The following is a 14,556-nucleotide window of genomic DNA, read 5'->3' as shown; positions in this document are numbered from 1 at the left end:
CCCATGTCCATGAAGTTCCTTCGCCGGGCCGCGATCGCCGGCGTGTTCGTGCTCACGGCATCCACCTGGTCGACCTCGACCGTGTCCGGTGCATTCGCCGAGGAGCCGCCGGCCGCAACCCAGCCGCCCGTCTCCTCCGAAGCGCCAGAGACGGCGGCGCCCGAGACCGACGCTCCCGGTCCCGAAGCGCCAGCCACCACGGCGCCGACGATCGAAGTGCCCGCATCGGAGGGGCCGGCGACCGAGTCCGCGAACCCGTCGGAGACCGTCGCACCCGAGGCATCCGAATCGGCTGAGCCGGCTCCTGAGATCGCGGTTGCGATCCCCGACATCAGCCTCGACGGACCTGCGATCGCCGACATCGCGGTCACGGTGTCGAACGATTCGGACTCGAAGATGTCCTCGGTCGCCGTCTCATTCGCCGGCCCGGTCGGTTGGCAGGTGGTGCCGGCGTCGCAGAAGCTGGACTCGATCAAGCCCGGTGGCAACCAGACGGCGAGCTTCCAGGTGCGCATCCCCGAGAAGCGCCCCGGTTTCGCGCTGCGTGTCTTCACCGCGACCGCCACCTACAAGGGCGGCGACGGTGCCGGCACTGCGACGGCAACGCGTTCTATCCCGACGGCGCCGCCGACCGGTGCCCTCGCCGACCTCTTCAACAGCACCGGCATCACGTCCGAGTCGAACCCGACGCCCGGCAACTTCGACGGCGACGGAAACTCGTTCTCGGCGGAGCAGCTCGCGGCCGTTGGCGCCGGACCGGGCGCAGAGCTCGAGGCGCTCGGCGCCACCCTGCAGATGCCCACGGCGCAGCCGGGAACCGCCGACAACGTCACGGCTTCGGGGCAGGCCCTCCGGATCGGTGCGCAGGGACAGCGTCTCGTGTTCCTCGGATCCGGCTCCAACCTGGGCGCGACCGGCGCGGTGACCGTCTTCTACACCGATGGCACGACGAGCGCGGGAACGATCGGCTTCCCGAACTGGTCGTTCCAAGCGGCCGACGCGCACGGTGCCGAACTCGTGGTCTCGACGACCGGTCGGAACCGGCCGAGCGGGTACGGTGACGCCGCCTACCAGTACCGCATGTTCGCCCATTCGGTGCCGCTGACGCCGGGCAAGACCGTCGACTTCATCGTGTTGCCGTCCAACCCGGCGATGCACGTCTTCTCGATGGCAGTCGCTCCGTGAGCCTTCGCGCCCGGCCGGTGCTCACCGGCCGGGCGCGCCGGCAGGTCAGGGCGTCCACCACGGCCGCAGCGGCAGCTCCCCACCAGCGCCGCCGCCGCGGTCGTCGGGCCTGACGGCCAGCACTTGGTGCAATTGGATGCCGCCGCTCTCGAAGGCGAGGCGCGACCCCGCCATGTACAGGCCCCACACCTTCGCGGTCGGCAACCCGACCTCGGCGACGGCCTCGTCCCAGTGGGCGACCAGGTTGGCGCACCAGTCGCGCAGGGTGAGCGCGTAGTGCTGGCGCAGGTTCTCCTCGTGCAGCACTTCGAAGCCGACATCCTGCGCCTCGGTGATGATGCGGCCCGAGCCGGTGAGCTCGCCATCGGGGAACACGTAGCGGTCGATGAACCCCCTGGCCGACGGTTCGGAGCGATTGTCGGGCCGGGTGATGCAGTGATTGAGCAGCAGTCCCCCGGGCCGCAACCTCGACTGCAGAAATCCGAAGTACGACGCGTAGTTGCGCACGCCGATGTGCTCGAGCAGCCCGATCGACGACACCGCGTCGAAGCCGCTCTCGGCGATGTCGCGGTAGTCGCCGAAGCGGACCTCGGCCAGCTCACCCAGTCCCTCTTCCGCGATGGCGCGTTGCGCCCACGACGTCTGCTCCTCCGACAACGTGACACCGATGGCGTCGACCCCGCGGCGCGCGGCGTAGCGCACCATGCCGCCCCACCCGCAGCCGACGTCGAGCAGCCGGTCGCCCGGCTTCAGCCGCAGCTTCTCGAACACGAGCCGGTACTTGTTCTCCTGCGCCTCGTCGAGGGATGCGTCGGCGCCCGGGTAGCACGCACAGGTGTAGGTCATCGACGGCCCGAGCACCCACTCGTAGAAGGTGTTCGACACGTCGTAGTGGTGGTGGATCGCCTCGGCGTCACGGTGCTTGCTGTGTCGCAGGCCGGCGGTGACGCGTCGCCAGCGAGCCGGCGCCTCCTGCGGCGGCGGTGCGATCGGCCGCAGGTGTTCGACGCCGATCGAACGGACGATCTGGGCCATCACCCGCGGCGGCGGCAGCTTGAAGACCAGGCTGTCGGCGAGTGCCTTGAGCAACTCGTAGGGATCGCCGGGGTGCACCCCGGATATGTCGAGGTCGCCCGCGATGTAGGCGCGCGCCAAGCCGAGATCGCCGCGGCCGGTGGCGAGATACGTCGTTCCTCGCGGTGTCTTCAGGTCCAGTCCGAACGGTGCATCGGGCGGCCCCGCCGAGCTCCCGTCGTAAGCGGTGAACTTCAGCGGGAGCCGCCCGGCGACGACGATCTCGAGGATCTCGGCGAGGGTGAGCTTCGTCGACGAGTCCGGTGCTGCCGCGGCATCCGTCGTCGCCGCGGCTTCAGCCTGCCCCGCTGTCGCTTGGCCTTTGGTCGTGGTCATCGCCGTTGCACCGCCTTCGCATAGAGGTCGAGGAGTCGTGAGTCGGGGTCGTACCGCTGCTTCACGGCCCGGTAGGTCTCGCCGCCGTAGAGCTCATCGAACTCCTCGCGCGAGTAGTACGAGTCGGAGTACAGCGACTTGTGTCCGTCGAACTCGCTGACGGCGCGTTCGATCGAGCGGTTCGTCGCGCCTTCGACATCGCCCACTGGAACCGTCGACCAGAAGCCGACGTTGACGTACGTCTGCTGCGGTCGGATCGGGTAGAGCGGCCAGCCGCTGGCCCCGCGAAGTCGGAGCGGGCACAGCCAGATCGGCTCGATCGGCACGTTCGCGAGGAACCACTCCAAGAACCCGACGGTTCGCCCGATCGGCACCTCGACGTCTTGGATCACGCGTTCGCGCGGCGGACGGCCCTTGAGCTTCTCGAGGCGATCGCCGAGGTCGAACCGCCGTTCGAGGCGCATGAGCGTCGAATAGGAGCGGCTGCGCCGGTACCGCCGCGGCCAGAATCGGCGAATCAGCGGATGCTGCGCGCCGAACGCCTGGGAGCACCAGAACCAGTCGGTGTCCCAGCGCCACAGGTAGTCGTGAATGGTGAGCCGGTCGTGCTTCGCACCGTTGTCGTGCTGGATGGAGCGGTAGAAGGTCTGCTGGCGGGTGTAGTCGCTGACGGGGCCGGGTGCCGCGGTCCGCGTGCCGACGCAGAGGTAGCTCTCTTCGGCGCTGAACACCACACCGTCGAGGAAGTCGACGGATGCCCCGTCGAGGCGACCGGTCTCGATGACGTCGCCCATCGCGTCGACGAGATCGTCGAGCGCGTGGAACCGCAGGTGCGTGAGCGCGACGAACGGCTCGACCGGCTCGAGCTCGATGCGCAGGCGCACCGCGTAGCCGAGGGAGCCGTACGAGTTGGGGAAGGCGCGGAACAGCTCGGCGTGCTCGACCGGTGATGCCGTGATGATCTCGCCGGCACCGGCGAGGACGTCGATCTCGAGCACCGACTCGTGCGGCAGGCCGTTGCGGAACGACGTCGACTCGATGCCGAGTCCCGTCACCGCACCGCCGAGGGTGATGGTCTTCAGTTGCGGCACCACGAGCGGCGCGAGCCCGTGCGGCAGCGTCGCCGCAACGAGGTCTTCGTAGGTGCACATGCCGGCCACGTCGGCCGTGCGCGCGTCGGGGTCGACCGCGATGACGTGCGTCAGTCCCGAGGTGTCGAGGCCGGGGGCATCCGTCGACGCCCGCGACCGGAACAGGTTGGACGTGCGCTTGGCGAGGCGAACCGATGCCGCCTGCGGAACCGCCCGGTAGCTCGCGAGCAGGCGCTCGACGCCGTCGGCGTGAGTGGCCCGTGCATCGGTCGCGGGAGCGGACACCCTTCCACGCTAGTCCGCCGGATGCGCGACCGCACCCGGCTTCAGCGAACCTCCCCGAAGTACTCGACGGCGGCCTGCCGGAAGACCCGCGAACCCGGTGCGTTGAAGTGGTGTCGGCCGGGCAACTCGACGAAGGTGCCGTTCGGCGTGGCATCGGCCAACAGTCGCGACCGCTCGAGGATCGCGTCCTCGCTGCCGGTCGCGAACAGGATCGACTGGGTCGGCGGGTGATTCACATCGGGGTCGGCATCGCCGAGGCGCATGCCCTCCGCGAGCGCCACGAGCGCACGGAGGTCGTTGCCGGGGACCCGCTCGGCCAGCGTGACGTAGTTTCGCGTCACCTGGTCTTCGACCGGTATGCCGTCGTCGGCATACGCGCGCGCCTGCTCGATCTGCAGGCGCGCGAGCGGACGCCCGTCGGGAATGCCGCCGAGCACCGCCCGATCGACGTGGTCCGGCAGTTGCACCGCGACCTGCCAGCCGACGCGAGCCCCGAGGGAGTACCCGGCGTAGAGCACGGTGTCGAGCAGGTAGGTGTCGAGCACGGTCGCGATGTCGGCCACGAGCGCGTCCATGCCGTACGCGGATGCCTCGTACGGCTTGTCGCTCGCACCGTGCCCGCGCTGATCGACGCCGAGCACGCGGAATCCCGCACTCGTGAGGTCGCGCACCCACCCCGTCGCCACCCAGTTGTCGCGACAGCTCGACGCGAAGCCGTGCACGCACAGCACCGTCGGGGCATCATCGGCTCCCCATTGGTAGGTCGCGAGCCGGATGCCGTCGGCCGACATCACGAACTGCGGCGCGGGCATCTCGGTGAGGGGGCGAATCGCGTCGATCATGCCTGCCATTCTGTCGGTCGCGCCTGCCCCTCCGTTCGCGGCGAGCGGCGGGGCGGCAGGTCACCCCTGGAAGTCCTCGGGCTCCACCTTGTCGAGGAACTCCTTGAACTCGTCGAGGCGCACCTCGTCGTCATCGGGCCGTTCGGCCAGCTCGGCCGGAATCCCGGCATCGTCGAGCACCTCGTCATCGACGAAGATCGGCGCCTCGGCGCGCAACGCCAGCGCGATCCCATCCGAGGGCCGTGCGTCGACGGTGTAGGGCCCTCTCACCGACTGCAGTGAGAGTTCCGCGTAGAACGTGCCCGCCTCGATGCGGGTCACCTCGACGCGCTCGACCGTGGCACCCACGGTGTCGAGCAGCACCTTCATCAGGTCGTGCGACAACGGCCGGGGCGGCCGCTCGCCCGAGATCGCGATGAGGATGGAGGTCGCCTCCTGCTCGCCGATCGAGATCGGCAGCACCCGCCCCACGCCGCGCTCCTCCAGCAGCGGCTTGAGCAGCACGATGTGCTGCCCTGCAGCGTCGAGCGCGATGCCGAGCACGCGAACCTGCACCATGGCGCCTCCCGTCGGATCGGGCGTTGACGCTGCCATCGTACGTCGCCCGGCGAGCAGCGGCGAGGCTACCGGAGCGCGCCGCGGTGGGGAGCTGCAGTCACGCACCGGGTTCGCGCGGATCGGCACCAGCTGCGGCTTCCTGGGCGGAGAGGTGCGCTCGAAACCAGTCGAGGGCGAAGCGGGCCGACGCGATGCCGTAGTCGAGAGTGGCGAGCTGGTGCCTGGCGATGTCGCGGTGCTCCGCTGGAAACTCGACCGATTCGAGTTGCGAGTCGAGGGCGGCGAGGGCGGCGAGGTCGGTTTCGATGCGCCCGACGATGCCGGCGAGCACCGGTGCGCGTTCGGCCTGCTCGACGAGCCCGAGAAAGTAGAGCCGCGACAGCGCTGCGGTTTCGAAGTCGCCGGTGGGCAGATCCCCCGTCATCCAGCTGTGGAACTCGCGCCGGCCGGCCTCCGTCACGCGATACTCCTTGCGGCCCCGCCCGCCGGCCTCGATGCTGCCGACCTCGACGTGGCCACGCTCGAGCAGCGTGTCGAGTGCGCGACGGATGGAGCCGGAGCTCGCGCTGTAGAAGAGCGCGACTCCCGACTCGAACCCCTTGATGAGGTCGTAGAAGCTCTTCGGCGCGATGAGGAGCAGACCGAGGATCACGTGGGCCATCGCCCGAGTCTACGCGCTTGACCCTCATAGATATGTCTTATAGACATGTCTATGAGGCATGTTGCATCTCATTCGGAGCGAGAACGAGGACCCACGTGAGACCACCACTGGAAATGATCACCGCCGCCGACAATCGCGTCGACCCCGACCTCGACGCGCGCATGACGACCCTGCTGCAACGTCTCGTGGCACAGCGCGGCATCCGTCACGCCAATCTCGCCGTCGCCGACGGCACGGGCCGGCGCCGATGGTCTGCCGCCTGCGGCCCCGGCGTCGACCGGTTGCGACCCGAGACGCCGTTCTTCATCGCGAGCATCACGAAGCGCTTCATCATCACGCTCGTGCTGCAGGCGCACGAACGCGGCGAGCTCCAGCTGGCCGCCCCGATCAGCACCTACCTGCCGCCCGAGGTGACGACGGGCCTGCACGTGCACCGGGGCCTCGAGCGTTCGGGTGAGATCACCGTGCACCATCTCGCGAGCCATACCTCCGGGCTTCCCGACCACTTCGAGAAGCGCAGCGACGGCACGAGCCTGTATCGGGCGCTCGTCGCCGGCGACGATCGCACCTGGTCGTTCGACGACACGATCCGAGCGACGCGCGAGCAGCAGCATCCGCATTTCGCACCCCAGGACCTCAGCGCCGCCCGGCAGGCGGCCCGCTACTCCGACACCGGATTCCAGTTGCTCATCCGCATTCTCGAGGTCGTGACCGGCAGCTCGTTCGCCGAGCTGCTGGCCGGGCGGATCCTGGCCCCGCTGGGGCTGGAGCACACGTGGCTCCCGGGCCATCCGCCGCGCGACTCGGCGACCGCGGCGCCCTCGACCCTCGCGGTGAAGCAGCAACCGGTGGAGCTGCCGTTGCTCATCGAGGCGAGCAACGACCTGTACAGCACGACTGCCGACCTGCTCGCCTTCCAGCGGGCCCTGCTCGGCGGCGAGCTCTTCAGCGATGCCCGCACCGTCGGCCTGCTCACCGAGCGATCCAACCGGCTGCGCAACATTCCGGTGCTCCGCTACGGCCTCGGCACGATGTTCTTCACGGTCGGCCGACTCGCGACGGGCGGGCGTGGCCCGGTCACGCTGGTCGGTCACTCCGGATCGACCGGAACCTGGCTCTTCCACTGCCCCGAGCTCGACCTGCATCTGACGGGCACCGTCGATCAGACCCGGGCGAATGCACTCCCCTTCCGCGTCATGGCAGGGTGCGTGAGGGCGTGGCGATCGTGATCGATCGCCACGCCCGGCGGCCGCCGCGCCGGCTGTCGGCCGCCGGCCGTCTAGTCGCTCCCCGGTTGGGCGATGTAGGCGATGCGCACCGTATCGATCGATCCCTCGAGCGAGAAGGGCATCCGGTCGACGTAGTGGCGTGAGACGGCACCCCCATACGCTCGACCGATATCGAGGCAGTCGTTCGCGGTGAACAGCAGCGGCGCGCTGACCGGCACCACTCCCGTCGCCACCTCTTCGCCGTTCACCCGGATCACGATGTTCAAGGGTCCGGCGGGCCGCGGCTCGGCGTAGGTGGTCTCCACCTCGATCGTCGCTTCGCCGGCGGGGAGCGGCGATGCAGCGGCGATGATCGTGCGCTGGATGAGGAAGAGGTTGTACTCGTAGGTGAGTACGCCGTCGGCCAGGTAGCAGGTGAGGCCGCCGCCGGCGCCGCCGAGCTTGTAGAGCACCCCGTTCGCCCGCTCGCGGAGCGTGACGGCCATGGTGACCGTGTTCGGCCGGTTGCCGAGGGCGGGGGCGCAGAACTCCGGCACTCGGGTCGTGTCGCCGGTCATCGCCCATTCGGTATAGGGCGGTGAGATGCGCAGTTCGGGGTGCAGGGCCACGATCCAGAGCCCGCCACCGACCGGCAGGACCTTGTTCTTCGCCGCTTCCATCGCGAAGAGTTCCTTCAGCTGGGCGAGCTTCTCGGGGTGTTCGCCCGCGACGTCGTGCGCTTGCGTCCAGTCCTCGTCGAGGTTGTAGAGCTCCCACGGGTCCTGGTCGGGGGTCCAGGTCTGGATGCCCGCGGGAAGCCCCTGCAGCCACGGCAGTCGGGGCCCGATGGCGGAGGCCATCCAGCCGTCCGAGTAGATGGCTCGGCTGCCCATGATCTCGAAGTACTGGGTGATGCGGCGGCCCGGCGCATCCGCATCGTCGAGGGAATACGCGAAACTGACGCCGTCGAGAGGTTCCTGCGGGATGCCGTTGACCATGTCGGGGGCCGAGATCCCGAGGATGTCGTAGATCGTCGGCACGACGTCGATGACGTGGTGGAACTGCGTGCGCGGGGTCGTGTCGGGCTGCAGCTTCGCCGGCCACTTGACGATCAGCGGGTTGCGGGTGCCGCCGAGGTGGGAGGCGAGGAGCTTCATGCCCTGGTACGGGGTGGAGCCCGCCCAGGCCCATGCCGCGTGGTACTGGTTGTCGGTGGCGGGCGTTCCGATGGCATCGAGACCGCCGAGCTCCTCGAGCGCGGCGATGTGATCGGAGACCTTGCTCGGAATGCCGTTCTGCGCGAGCAGCTCGCTGATCGTGCCGTTCTGGCCTTCGCCGGATGAGCCGTTGTCGCCCCACACGTACATGACGATGGTGTTCTCGTCGTAGCCGAGGCGTTCGAGTTCGTCGATGACCCGGCCGGCCTGCACGTCGACGTGCTCGGCGAACCCGGCGGCGACCTCCATGAGCCGGCGCTGGAACGGTTTCTCCTCCTCGGGGATGTCCTCCCAGGCGGCCATCTGCGGATGCCGCGGGGTGAGGTCGGCATCCTCCGGAATCCACCCGGCGGCCTTGGCCCGCTCGTGCACCCGCTCCCGATACGCATCCCAGCCGTCGTCGAACTTGCCGCGGTACTTGTCGGCCCAATCCTTCGTGACGTGGTGCGGCCCGTGGATGGCGCCGCTGGCCCAGTACATGAGGAACGGCTGGTCGGGCGCGAGTGCCTTGTGCGTCCGGAGCCAGCCGATGGCATCGTCGGCGATGTCCTCGCTGAGGTGGTACCCCTCCTCGGGACTCTTCGGCGGAAGCACCGTCGTCGTATTGCGTACGAGGTTCGGCTCGTACTGGGATGCCTCCCCAGCGAGGAATCCGTAGAAGTACTCGAACCCGTAGCCGGTCGGCCATCGGTCGAACGGCCCGGCGGCCGTCGTCTCCTCAGCGGGGGTGTTGTGCCATTTGCCCCAGGCGGCGGTCGCGTACCCGTAGTTGCGGAGCACCTCGGCGACCGTCGCCGTGCTCTTCGGGATGTGACCCGAGTAGCCGTCCCAGTCGTTCGCGAGTTCGGCGATCTGGCCGTTGCCGACCCGGTGGTGATTGCGGCCGGTGAGGAGCGCCGCACGTGTCGGCGAGCACATCGCCGTCGTGTGGAAGCGATTGTATCCGACTCCCTCTCCGCGTAGCCGATCAAGGGTCGGCGTGTTCACCTCACCGCCGAACGTCGATGGCAGGCCGGGGCCGGCGTCATCGATGAGCACGATGAGCACGTTCGGGGCGTCATCCGGCAGATGGCGTTCGGATGGCCGCGGCGAGTACGTCGATTCCTGCATCGTCCGACCCGCGACGCTGCCCGACGGTGTCGGGGGAAACGGAAGCGATCGCGCCGGCGGCAATGAATCCGCCACGACGGAAGAGCGGATGTCAGATTGTTGCGGCATATGGGACCCCCATCCCTCTCCGACACCGCCTGAGATCCAGACCTGCAAGGCGTCGGGCGATTCACACGCTACCGGCCAGCCCCATCCTTGCATCACCCCCGAATGGGGGTGGTCCTCGCCGGACCGACGCGATGACGGTGCCTGGTGGCAGACTCGTGCCATGACCACGAGCATCGGCGCACCGGGTGGCAGCGAAGAGCGTCCCGCCGTCTTCTTCTCGGGGCCCGAAGAGTTCCGCGCGTGGCTCGAGGCGAACCACGACACCGAGACCGAACTGTGGATGGGCCTGTACAAGAAGCACGTGCCCGACCGTGGGCTCACGTGGGAGCAGGCGGTGCCAGAGGCGTTGTGCTTCGGATGGATCGACTCGGTCTCGCAGCGCATCGATGACGATGCCCGTCGGCAGCGCTGGACCCCTCGCAAGGCCGCGAGCATCTGGTCGAGCGTGAACATCGCCCTCGTCGAACGACTCACCGCCGAAGGGCGCATGCACCCCGCCGGCGTCGCGGCGTTCGAACGACGGCGCGCAGACCGCTCGGGCGTCTACTCCCACGAGAACCCGAACAGCGAACTGCCGCCCGAGGCGACCGCGCGACTGGCAGCGGATGCCGCGGCATCCGCCTTCTGGCAGGCGGCCACGCCGACCTACCGCCGACAGGTCACGCACTGGGTGCTCTCGGCGAAGCAGGAGGCCACGCGCGAGCGACGGCTCGCGCAGGTCATCGACGACAGCGCTGCGGGCCGGCTCGTGTCGTTCCAGCGCTACGGCGAGACGCCGAAGTGGGCGGAGCGCGCGGCGGCGGCTGCGGCACACGCCGCCGGGGCATCCGACTCGAACAGCGCTCGCGACGCCGACTGACCGAACCGCGGTCGACGGCCGGTCGGCTACTCGGCCGACGGTGCGTAGCCGTTGGCGACGGTCGCCACCTTGTCGACGTAGTCGTTGTCGTGGTTGTACGAGAACACCGCTGCGCGCCATCCCTCGGAACTCGTCATCGCCCCTGCGGCGCACAGGTACCGCGCCGTCGAGAGCGCGGCGTCGTCGATCTGGTTGGGGTCGGCGACGTCGTCGCCGTTCGCATCGCTTCCCCACTTCGCCCAGGTCGACGGGATGAACTGCATCGGCCCGACCGCGCGGTCCCACGTGACATCACCGTCGAAGCGCCCGCCGTCGGTGTCGCCGATCCTGGCCACGCCGTCGCCGTCGAGTGCTCGGCCGATGATGGCCGGGCTCGAGGTGCCGTCGTCGGCGAGCACGGCGTCGCCATGGCTTCCGTGGTCCGACTCGATCGATCCGATCGCTGCGATCGTGGTCCAGTCGAGCCCGCATTCGGGCTGTTCCTCGGCGATCGAGATGTGCGCGTACGCGTAGGCGGCGAGGGCGCGCAACGGAATCCCCGTGGCGGCTGCCGTGCGCGAAATCCACTCGGGATCGATGCTGGGAACGAGCGATCCCGTGGAGCCCGCGACCGGCGCAGAATCCTCACTCGTCGGGAGTTGCTGTTCGTCGCCCGGTTCGCCGAGGTCGGGGGTCAGGGTGATGGGCGGCAACGCCACGCTCGGCCCCTTCTCCGTCGGCGTCGCGAACCCGCTGGGCTTGAGGGCGAGGCCCGCCACATTCACCGCGAAGACCGCGCCGACGACGAGTCCGACGGTGCCGGCCGCCACACCCGAGTAGGCGAGCACACGGCGCGCAACGCTCCATGCCCCGGCGCGGCCGGGAGCTCGAGCCGCTCGATGCCCGCCGAAGTCGTCATCGTCTGCGTCGTCGCTGTCGTCCCAGGACATCGTTGCGCTTGCTCCGTTCGGGCGTTGGATCGTCGGTTGCCCGCTGTGCCGATCGGCGCCTGCTCATCGGAGCTGCGCGTCGGCGACCAGTCCTTCCAGAGTACTCGCCGCACGGAAAACCGCACCCGCAAATGTCCGACTTCGCGGGCTGCGATTCCACCGGCCGCTGCCGCTCGCGTAATGCGAATTATCCGGGCCGGTGTCATCCCGCCCTGCGCCCCGGCCCAGCGCTAATAATGCGCATTATCACCTTGACGCCTCCGCCGAGTGAGCCGCAGACTGCAATCTCGTCACCCTGAGTACCGATCGAGGAGGATCGATGCCGCGTCAGCGTTTCACGCAGGCCGATGTCGCCGCAATGGCCGGCGTGAGCCAGTCGACCGTGAGCTTCGTGCTCAACGGCAATGCCCCGGCCGGCGTGCGCATCTCGGAAGAGACGCGCAGCCGCGTGCTCGACGCGATCCGCATCACTGGCTACTCCGCCAACCCCGTCGCGCAACGCCTTGCCGGCGGCCGCAACCAGATCCTCGGCGTGTTCACCTACGAGTCCACCTTCCCCCGCGGCGGCCAGGACTTCTACGGCGCATTCCTCGTCGGCATCGAGCACGCGGCGGAGAAGCTCGGCGTCGACATCCTGCTCTTCACCTCCGCCCGCGTCGTCGCGGGCAAGCGCCAGCTCTCCCGCGACGGATGGCAGCGGCTCGGCATCGCCGACGGCTGCCTGCTGCTCGGCCAGCAGGAGGACCGGGGTGAGCTGCAACACCTGCTCGACACGAACTACCCGTTCGTCTTCATCGGCAAGAGGGTCAGCGAAGGCCGCCGGCTGCCGTACGTCGGCGTCGACTACGTCACGGCCACCGCTCGCCAGATCGACCGGCTCGTCGCCCGGGGTCACGATCGCATCGGGTACGCGGGTCCGCAGAGCAGCGACCAGCCGACGCTCGACCGCGTCGAGGGGTACCGGCGCGCGATGCGCGCACACGGGCTGCCGTTGCGCTTCGTCGACGTGCACGACATCCCCGATGCCGCCGGCGAGATCATCGAACGGGGCCTCACCGCGATCCTCGTCGCACCCGAGAACTACCCCGAAGAACTCGCCGACGAGCTCGAGTCGCGCGGCGTGCGCATGCCGGGCGACATCTCGATGCTGCTGCTCGGGCAACCGCACCACCCCCGCCATGGCGGCCGCACGTGGTCGGGTTTCTCGATTCCGCGCGAGGAGATGGGCGCGCGTGCACTCGTGCTCCTGTCTCGCATCGTCGATCAGGAGTCCTCGACACCGCGCGCGCCCGAGGGCCGGATGCCGAATCCACCGGCCCTCGACGAAGAGGACTATCGCCAGATCCTCGACTGCCCCGACATCGACGGCGAATCACTCGCCGTCGCACCCACCACCGCCGATCTCCCCGAAGGAACAATTCGTGACCACGCGTGAACTCTCGACCGACATCCTCATCGTCGGAGCAGGACTGGGCGGCGTCGCCGCGGCCCTCGCCGCCGCCGACCGGGGAGCGCGCGTCATCCTGACCGAGGAGTACCCGTGGGTCGGCGGGCAGCTCACCTCGCAGGCGGTGCCGCCCGACGAGCACCCCTGGGTGGAGTCGTTCGGCGTCACGGCTCGCTATCGCGCGCTGCGCGACGGCATCCGCGACGTCTACCGTCGCCGGTATCCGCTCGTCGAGGCCGCCCGCGATCGCGCCGAGCTCAATCCCGGTGCCGGCTGGGTGTCGAAGCTCTGCCACGAGCCCCGCATCGCCGTCGGCGTGCTCGAGGAGATGCTCGCGCCGCATCGCTCGACCGGCCGCATCCAGCTCCTCGAACGCGTGCGCCCCACCTCCGCGACCGTCGACGGCGACCGCATCGCAACCGTCACCCTGGGCTCCGAGATCGGCGCAGCGGATGTCACGGTGCGGGCCGACTACGTGCTCGACGCGACCGAGACCGGCGAGCTGCTGCCGCTCACCGGCACCGAATACGTCACCGGATTCGAGTCGCGCGCAGAGACCGGGGAGCCGAGCGCTCCCGACGTCGCCCAGCCCGACAACGTGCAGGCGCTGAGCGTGTGCTTCGCGGTCGAGCACGTCGAAGGCGACCACACCATCGAACGCCCCGCGCGCTACGACTTCTGGCGGGAGTACGCGCCCGCAGCCTGGCAGGGTGATCGATTGCTCTCCTGGAACGCGCCGAACCCGCGCACCCTGAAGATGGAGCCGCGCATCTTCGGCCCGAACCCCGGCGACGACGTGTTCGCCGTCGACGCCGACCAGTCGCGCAACGCGGGTGACACCAATCTCTGGACCTTCCGGCGCATCGCCGCGCGTGAGCTCTTCGAAGACGGGTTCTACGAGAGCGACGTGTGCCTCGTCAACTGGCCGTGCATCGACTACTTCCTCGCGCCGGTGCTCGACGCTCCGCGCGACGTCGAGCTGGCACGCTACGAAGACGCCCGGCAGCTCAGCCTGTCGATGTTCTACTGGATGCAGACCGAGGCCCCGCGCCCCGACGGGGGCGCCGGCTATCCCGGACTGCGGCTGCGCCCCGACCTGATGGGTTCCGCCGACGGCCTCGCACAGGCTCCGTACCACCGTGAGTCGCGACGCATCCGTGCACTCACGACGGTCACCGAGAACGACGTCTCGTACGCCGTGCGAGGCGAGGCCGGCGCGACGCGCTACGAGGAGTCGGTCGGGGTCGGGATGTACCGGATCGACCTGCACCCCTCGACCGGCGGCGACACCTACATCGACGTCGCCTCGACGCCGTTCGAGATCCCGCTCGGTGCGCTCATCCCGCAGCGCACGACGAACCTGCTCGCGGCGGGCAAGAACATCGGCACGACGCACATCACCAACGGCTGCTACCGCCTGCACCCGGTCGAGTGGAACATCGGCGAGGCCGCCGGCCACCTCGCCGCCTACTGCGTCGCCACCGGCAGCACGCCGCACGCCGTGCACGCCGATGCAGGCCGGCTCTCCGACTACCAGCGAGAGCTCGACGCCTCGGGTGTCGAGCGCCATTGGCCCGACGGCGTCCATGCGTACTGAGACACGACCCCGACCATTGCACCAACCAACAGCAAGCACAGAACAGGAG

The 14,556-nt window shown here is 69.2% G+C and carries 12 protein-coding genes; 5 read left to right on the top strand and 7 right to left on the bottom strand.

The window, feature by feature from the left end; genetic code table 11:
* The first annotated feature begins 3 nt into the window (after positions 1-3).
* Positions 4-1,185 (top strand): beta-sandwich domain-containing protein, encoded by a 1,182-nt coding sequence (locus AC6CH0_RS08280; protein ID WP_498099597.1) that lies wholly within the window; start codon positions 4-6, stop codon positions 1,183-1,185.
* 45 nt (positions 1,186-1,230) lie between these two features.
* On the opposite strand, the gene AC6CH0_RS08275 is transcribed toward AC6CH0_RS08280, so the two are convergent.
* The 5 genes from AC6CH0_RS08275 to AC6CH0_RS08255 form a co-directional block, all read right to left on the bottom strand.
* A complete protein-coding gene (locus tag AC6CH0_RS08275) occupies positions 1,231-2,595 on the bottom strand; it encodes a class I SAM-dependent methyltransferase (RefSeq protein WP_498099595.1) in 1,365 nt (454 codons plus the stop codon).
* The gene (locus AC6CH0_RS08270; RefSeq protein WP_498099593.1) at positions 2,592-3,971 is read right to left on the bottom strand and encodes an FAD-binding oxidoreductase; all 1,380 of its coding nucleotides are present in this window, start codon (positions 3,969-3,971) and stop codon (positions 2,592-2,594) included. The genes AC6CH0_RS08275 and AC6CH0_RS08270 overlap by 4 nt, the downstream gene beginning before the upstream one ends.
* A gap of 41 nt (positions 3,972-4,012) precedes the next feature.
* Positions 4,013-4,813: an alpha/beta fold hydrolase gene (locus AC6CH0_RS08265; protein ID WP_498099591.1), complete on the bottom strand. Its 801-nt coding sequence runs from the start codon at positions 4,811-4,813 to the stop codon at positions 4,013-4,015.
* Between the two features lie 60 nt (positions 4,814-4,873).
* Positions 4,874-5,371, bottom strand: coding sequence for a bifunctional nuclease family protein (locus tag AC6CH0_RS08260; protein WP_498099589.1), 498 nt, complete (start codon positions 5,369-5,371; stop codon positions 4,874-4,876).
* A 97-nt stretch (positions 5,372-5,468) separates the two neighbouring features.
* Positions 5,469-6,032, bottom strand: coding sequence for a PadR family transcriptional regulator (locus AC6CH0_RS08255; RefSeq protein ID WP_498099587.1), 564 nt, complete (start codon positions 6,030-6,032; stop codon positions 5,469-5,471).
* A gap of 95 nt (positions 6,033-6,127) precedes the next feature.
* Between AC6CH0_RS08255 and AC6CH0_RS08250 the strand changes: the two genes are divergently transcribed.
* Complete coding sequence (locus AC6CH0_RS08250) at positions 6,128-7,261, top strand: serine hydrolase domain-containing protein (RefSeq protein ID WP_498099585.1); 1,134 nt, start codon at positions 6,128-6,130, stop codon at positions 7,259-7,261.
* A 50-nt stretch (positions 7,262-7,311) separates the two neighbouring features.
* Here AC6CH0_RS08250 and AC6CH0_RS08245 read toward each other — a convergent pair whose 3' ends face one another.
* Positions 7,312-9,567, bottom strand: coding sequence for an arylsulfatase (locus tag AC6CH0_RS08245; RefSeq protein WP_498099583.1), 2,256 nt, complete (start codon positions 9,565-9,567; stop codon positions 7,312-7,314).
* 268 nt (positions 9,568-9,835) lie between these two features.
* On the opposite strand from AC6CH0_RS08245, the gene AC6CH0_RS08240 reads away from it, so the two are divergent.
* A complete protein-coding gene (locus AC6CH0_RS08240; protein ID WP_498099581.1) occupies positions 9,836-10,534 on the top strand; it encodes a YdeI/OmpD-associated family protein in 699 nt (232 codons plus the stop codon).
* Between the two features lie 26 nt (positions 10,535-10,560).
* On the opposite strand, the gene AC6CH0_RS08235 is transcribed toward AC6CH0_RS08240, so the two are convergent.
* Positions 10,561-11,463 (bottom strand): lytic transglycosylase domain-containing protein, encoded by a 903-nt coding sequence (locus tag AC6CH0_RS08235; protein ID WP_498099579.1) that lies wholly within the window; start codon positions 11,461-11,463, stop codon positions 10,561-10,563.
* 319 nt (positions 11,464-11,782) lie between these two features.
* On the opposite strand from AC6CH0_RS08235, the gene AC6CH0_RS08230 reads away from it, so the two are divergent.
* Together AC6CH0_RS08230 and AC6CH0_RS08225 are read left to right on the top strand one after the other, a co-directional pair.
* Positions 11,783-12,898 (top strand): LacI family DNA-binding transcriptional regulator, encoded by a 1,116-nt coding sequence (locus tag AC6CH0_RS08230; protein WP_498099577.1) that lies wholly within the window; start codon positions 11,783-11,785, stop codon positions 12,896-12,898.
* Positions 12,885-14,507 (top strand): FAD-dependent oxidoreductase, encoded by a 1,623-nt coding sequence (locus AC6CH0_RS08225; protein WP_498099575.1) that lies wholly within the window; start codon positions 12,885-12,887, stop codon positions 14,505-14,507. The genes AC6CH0_RS08230 and AC6CH0_RS08225 overlap by 14 nt, the downstream gene beginning before the upstream one ends.
* The last annotated feature ends 49 nt before the right edge of the window (positions 14,508-14,556 follow it).

This window comes from Agromyces sp. GQ35 (assembly GCF_059758475.1).
This window is presented reverse-complemented; position numbering and strand designations above follow the sequence as displayed.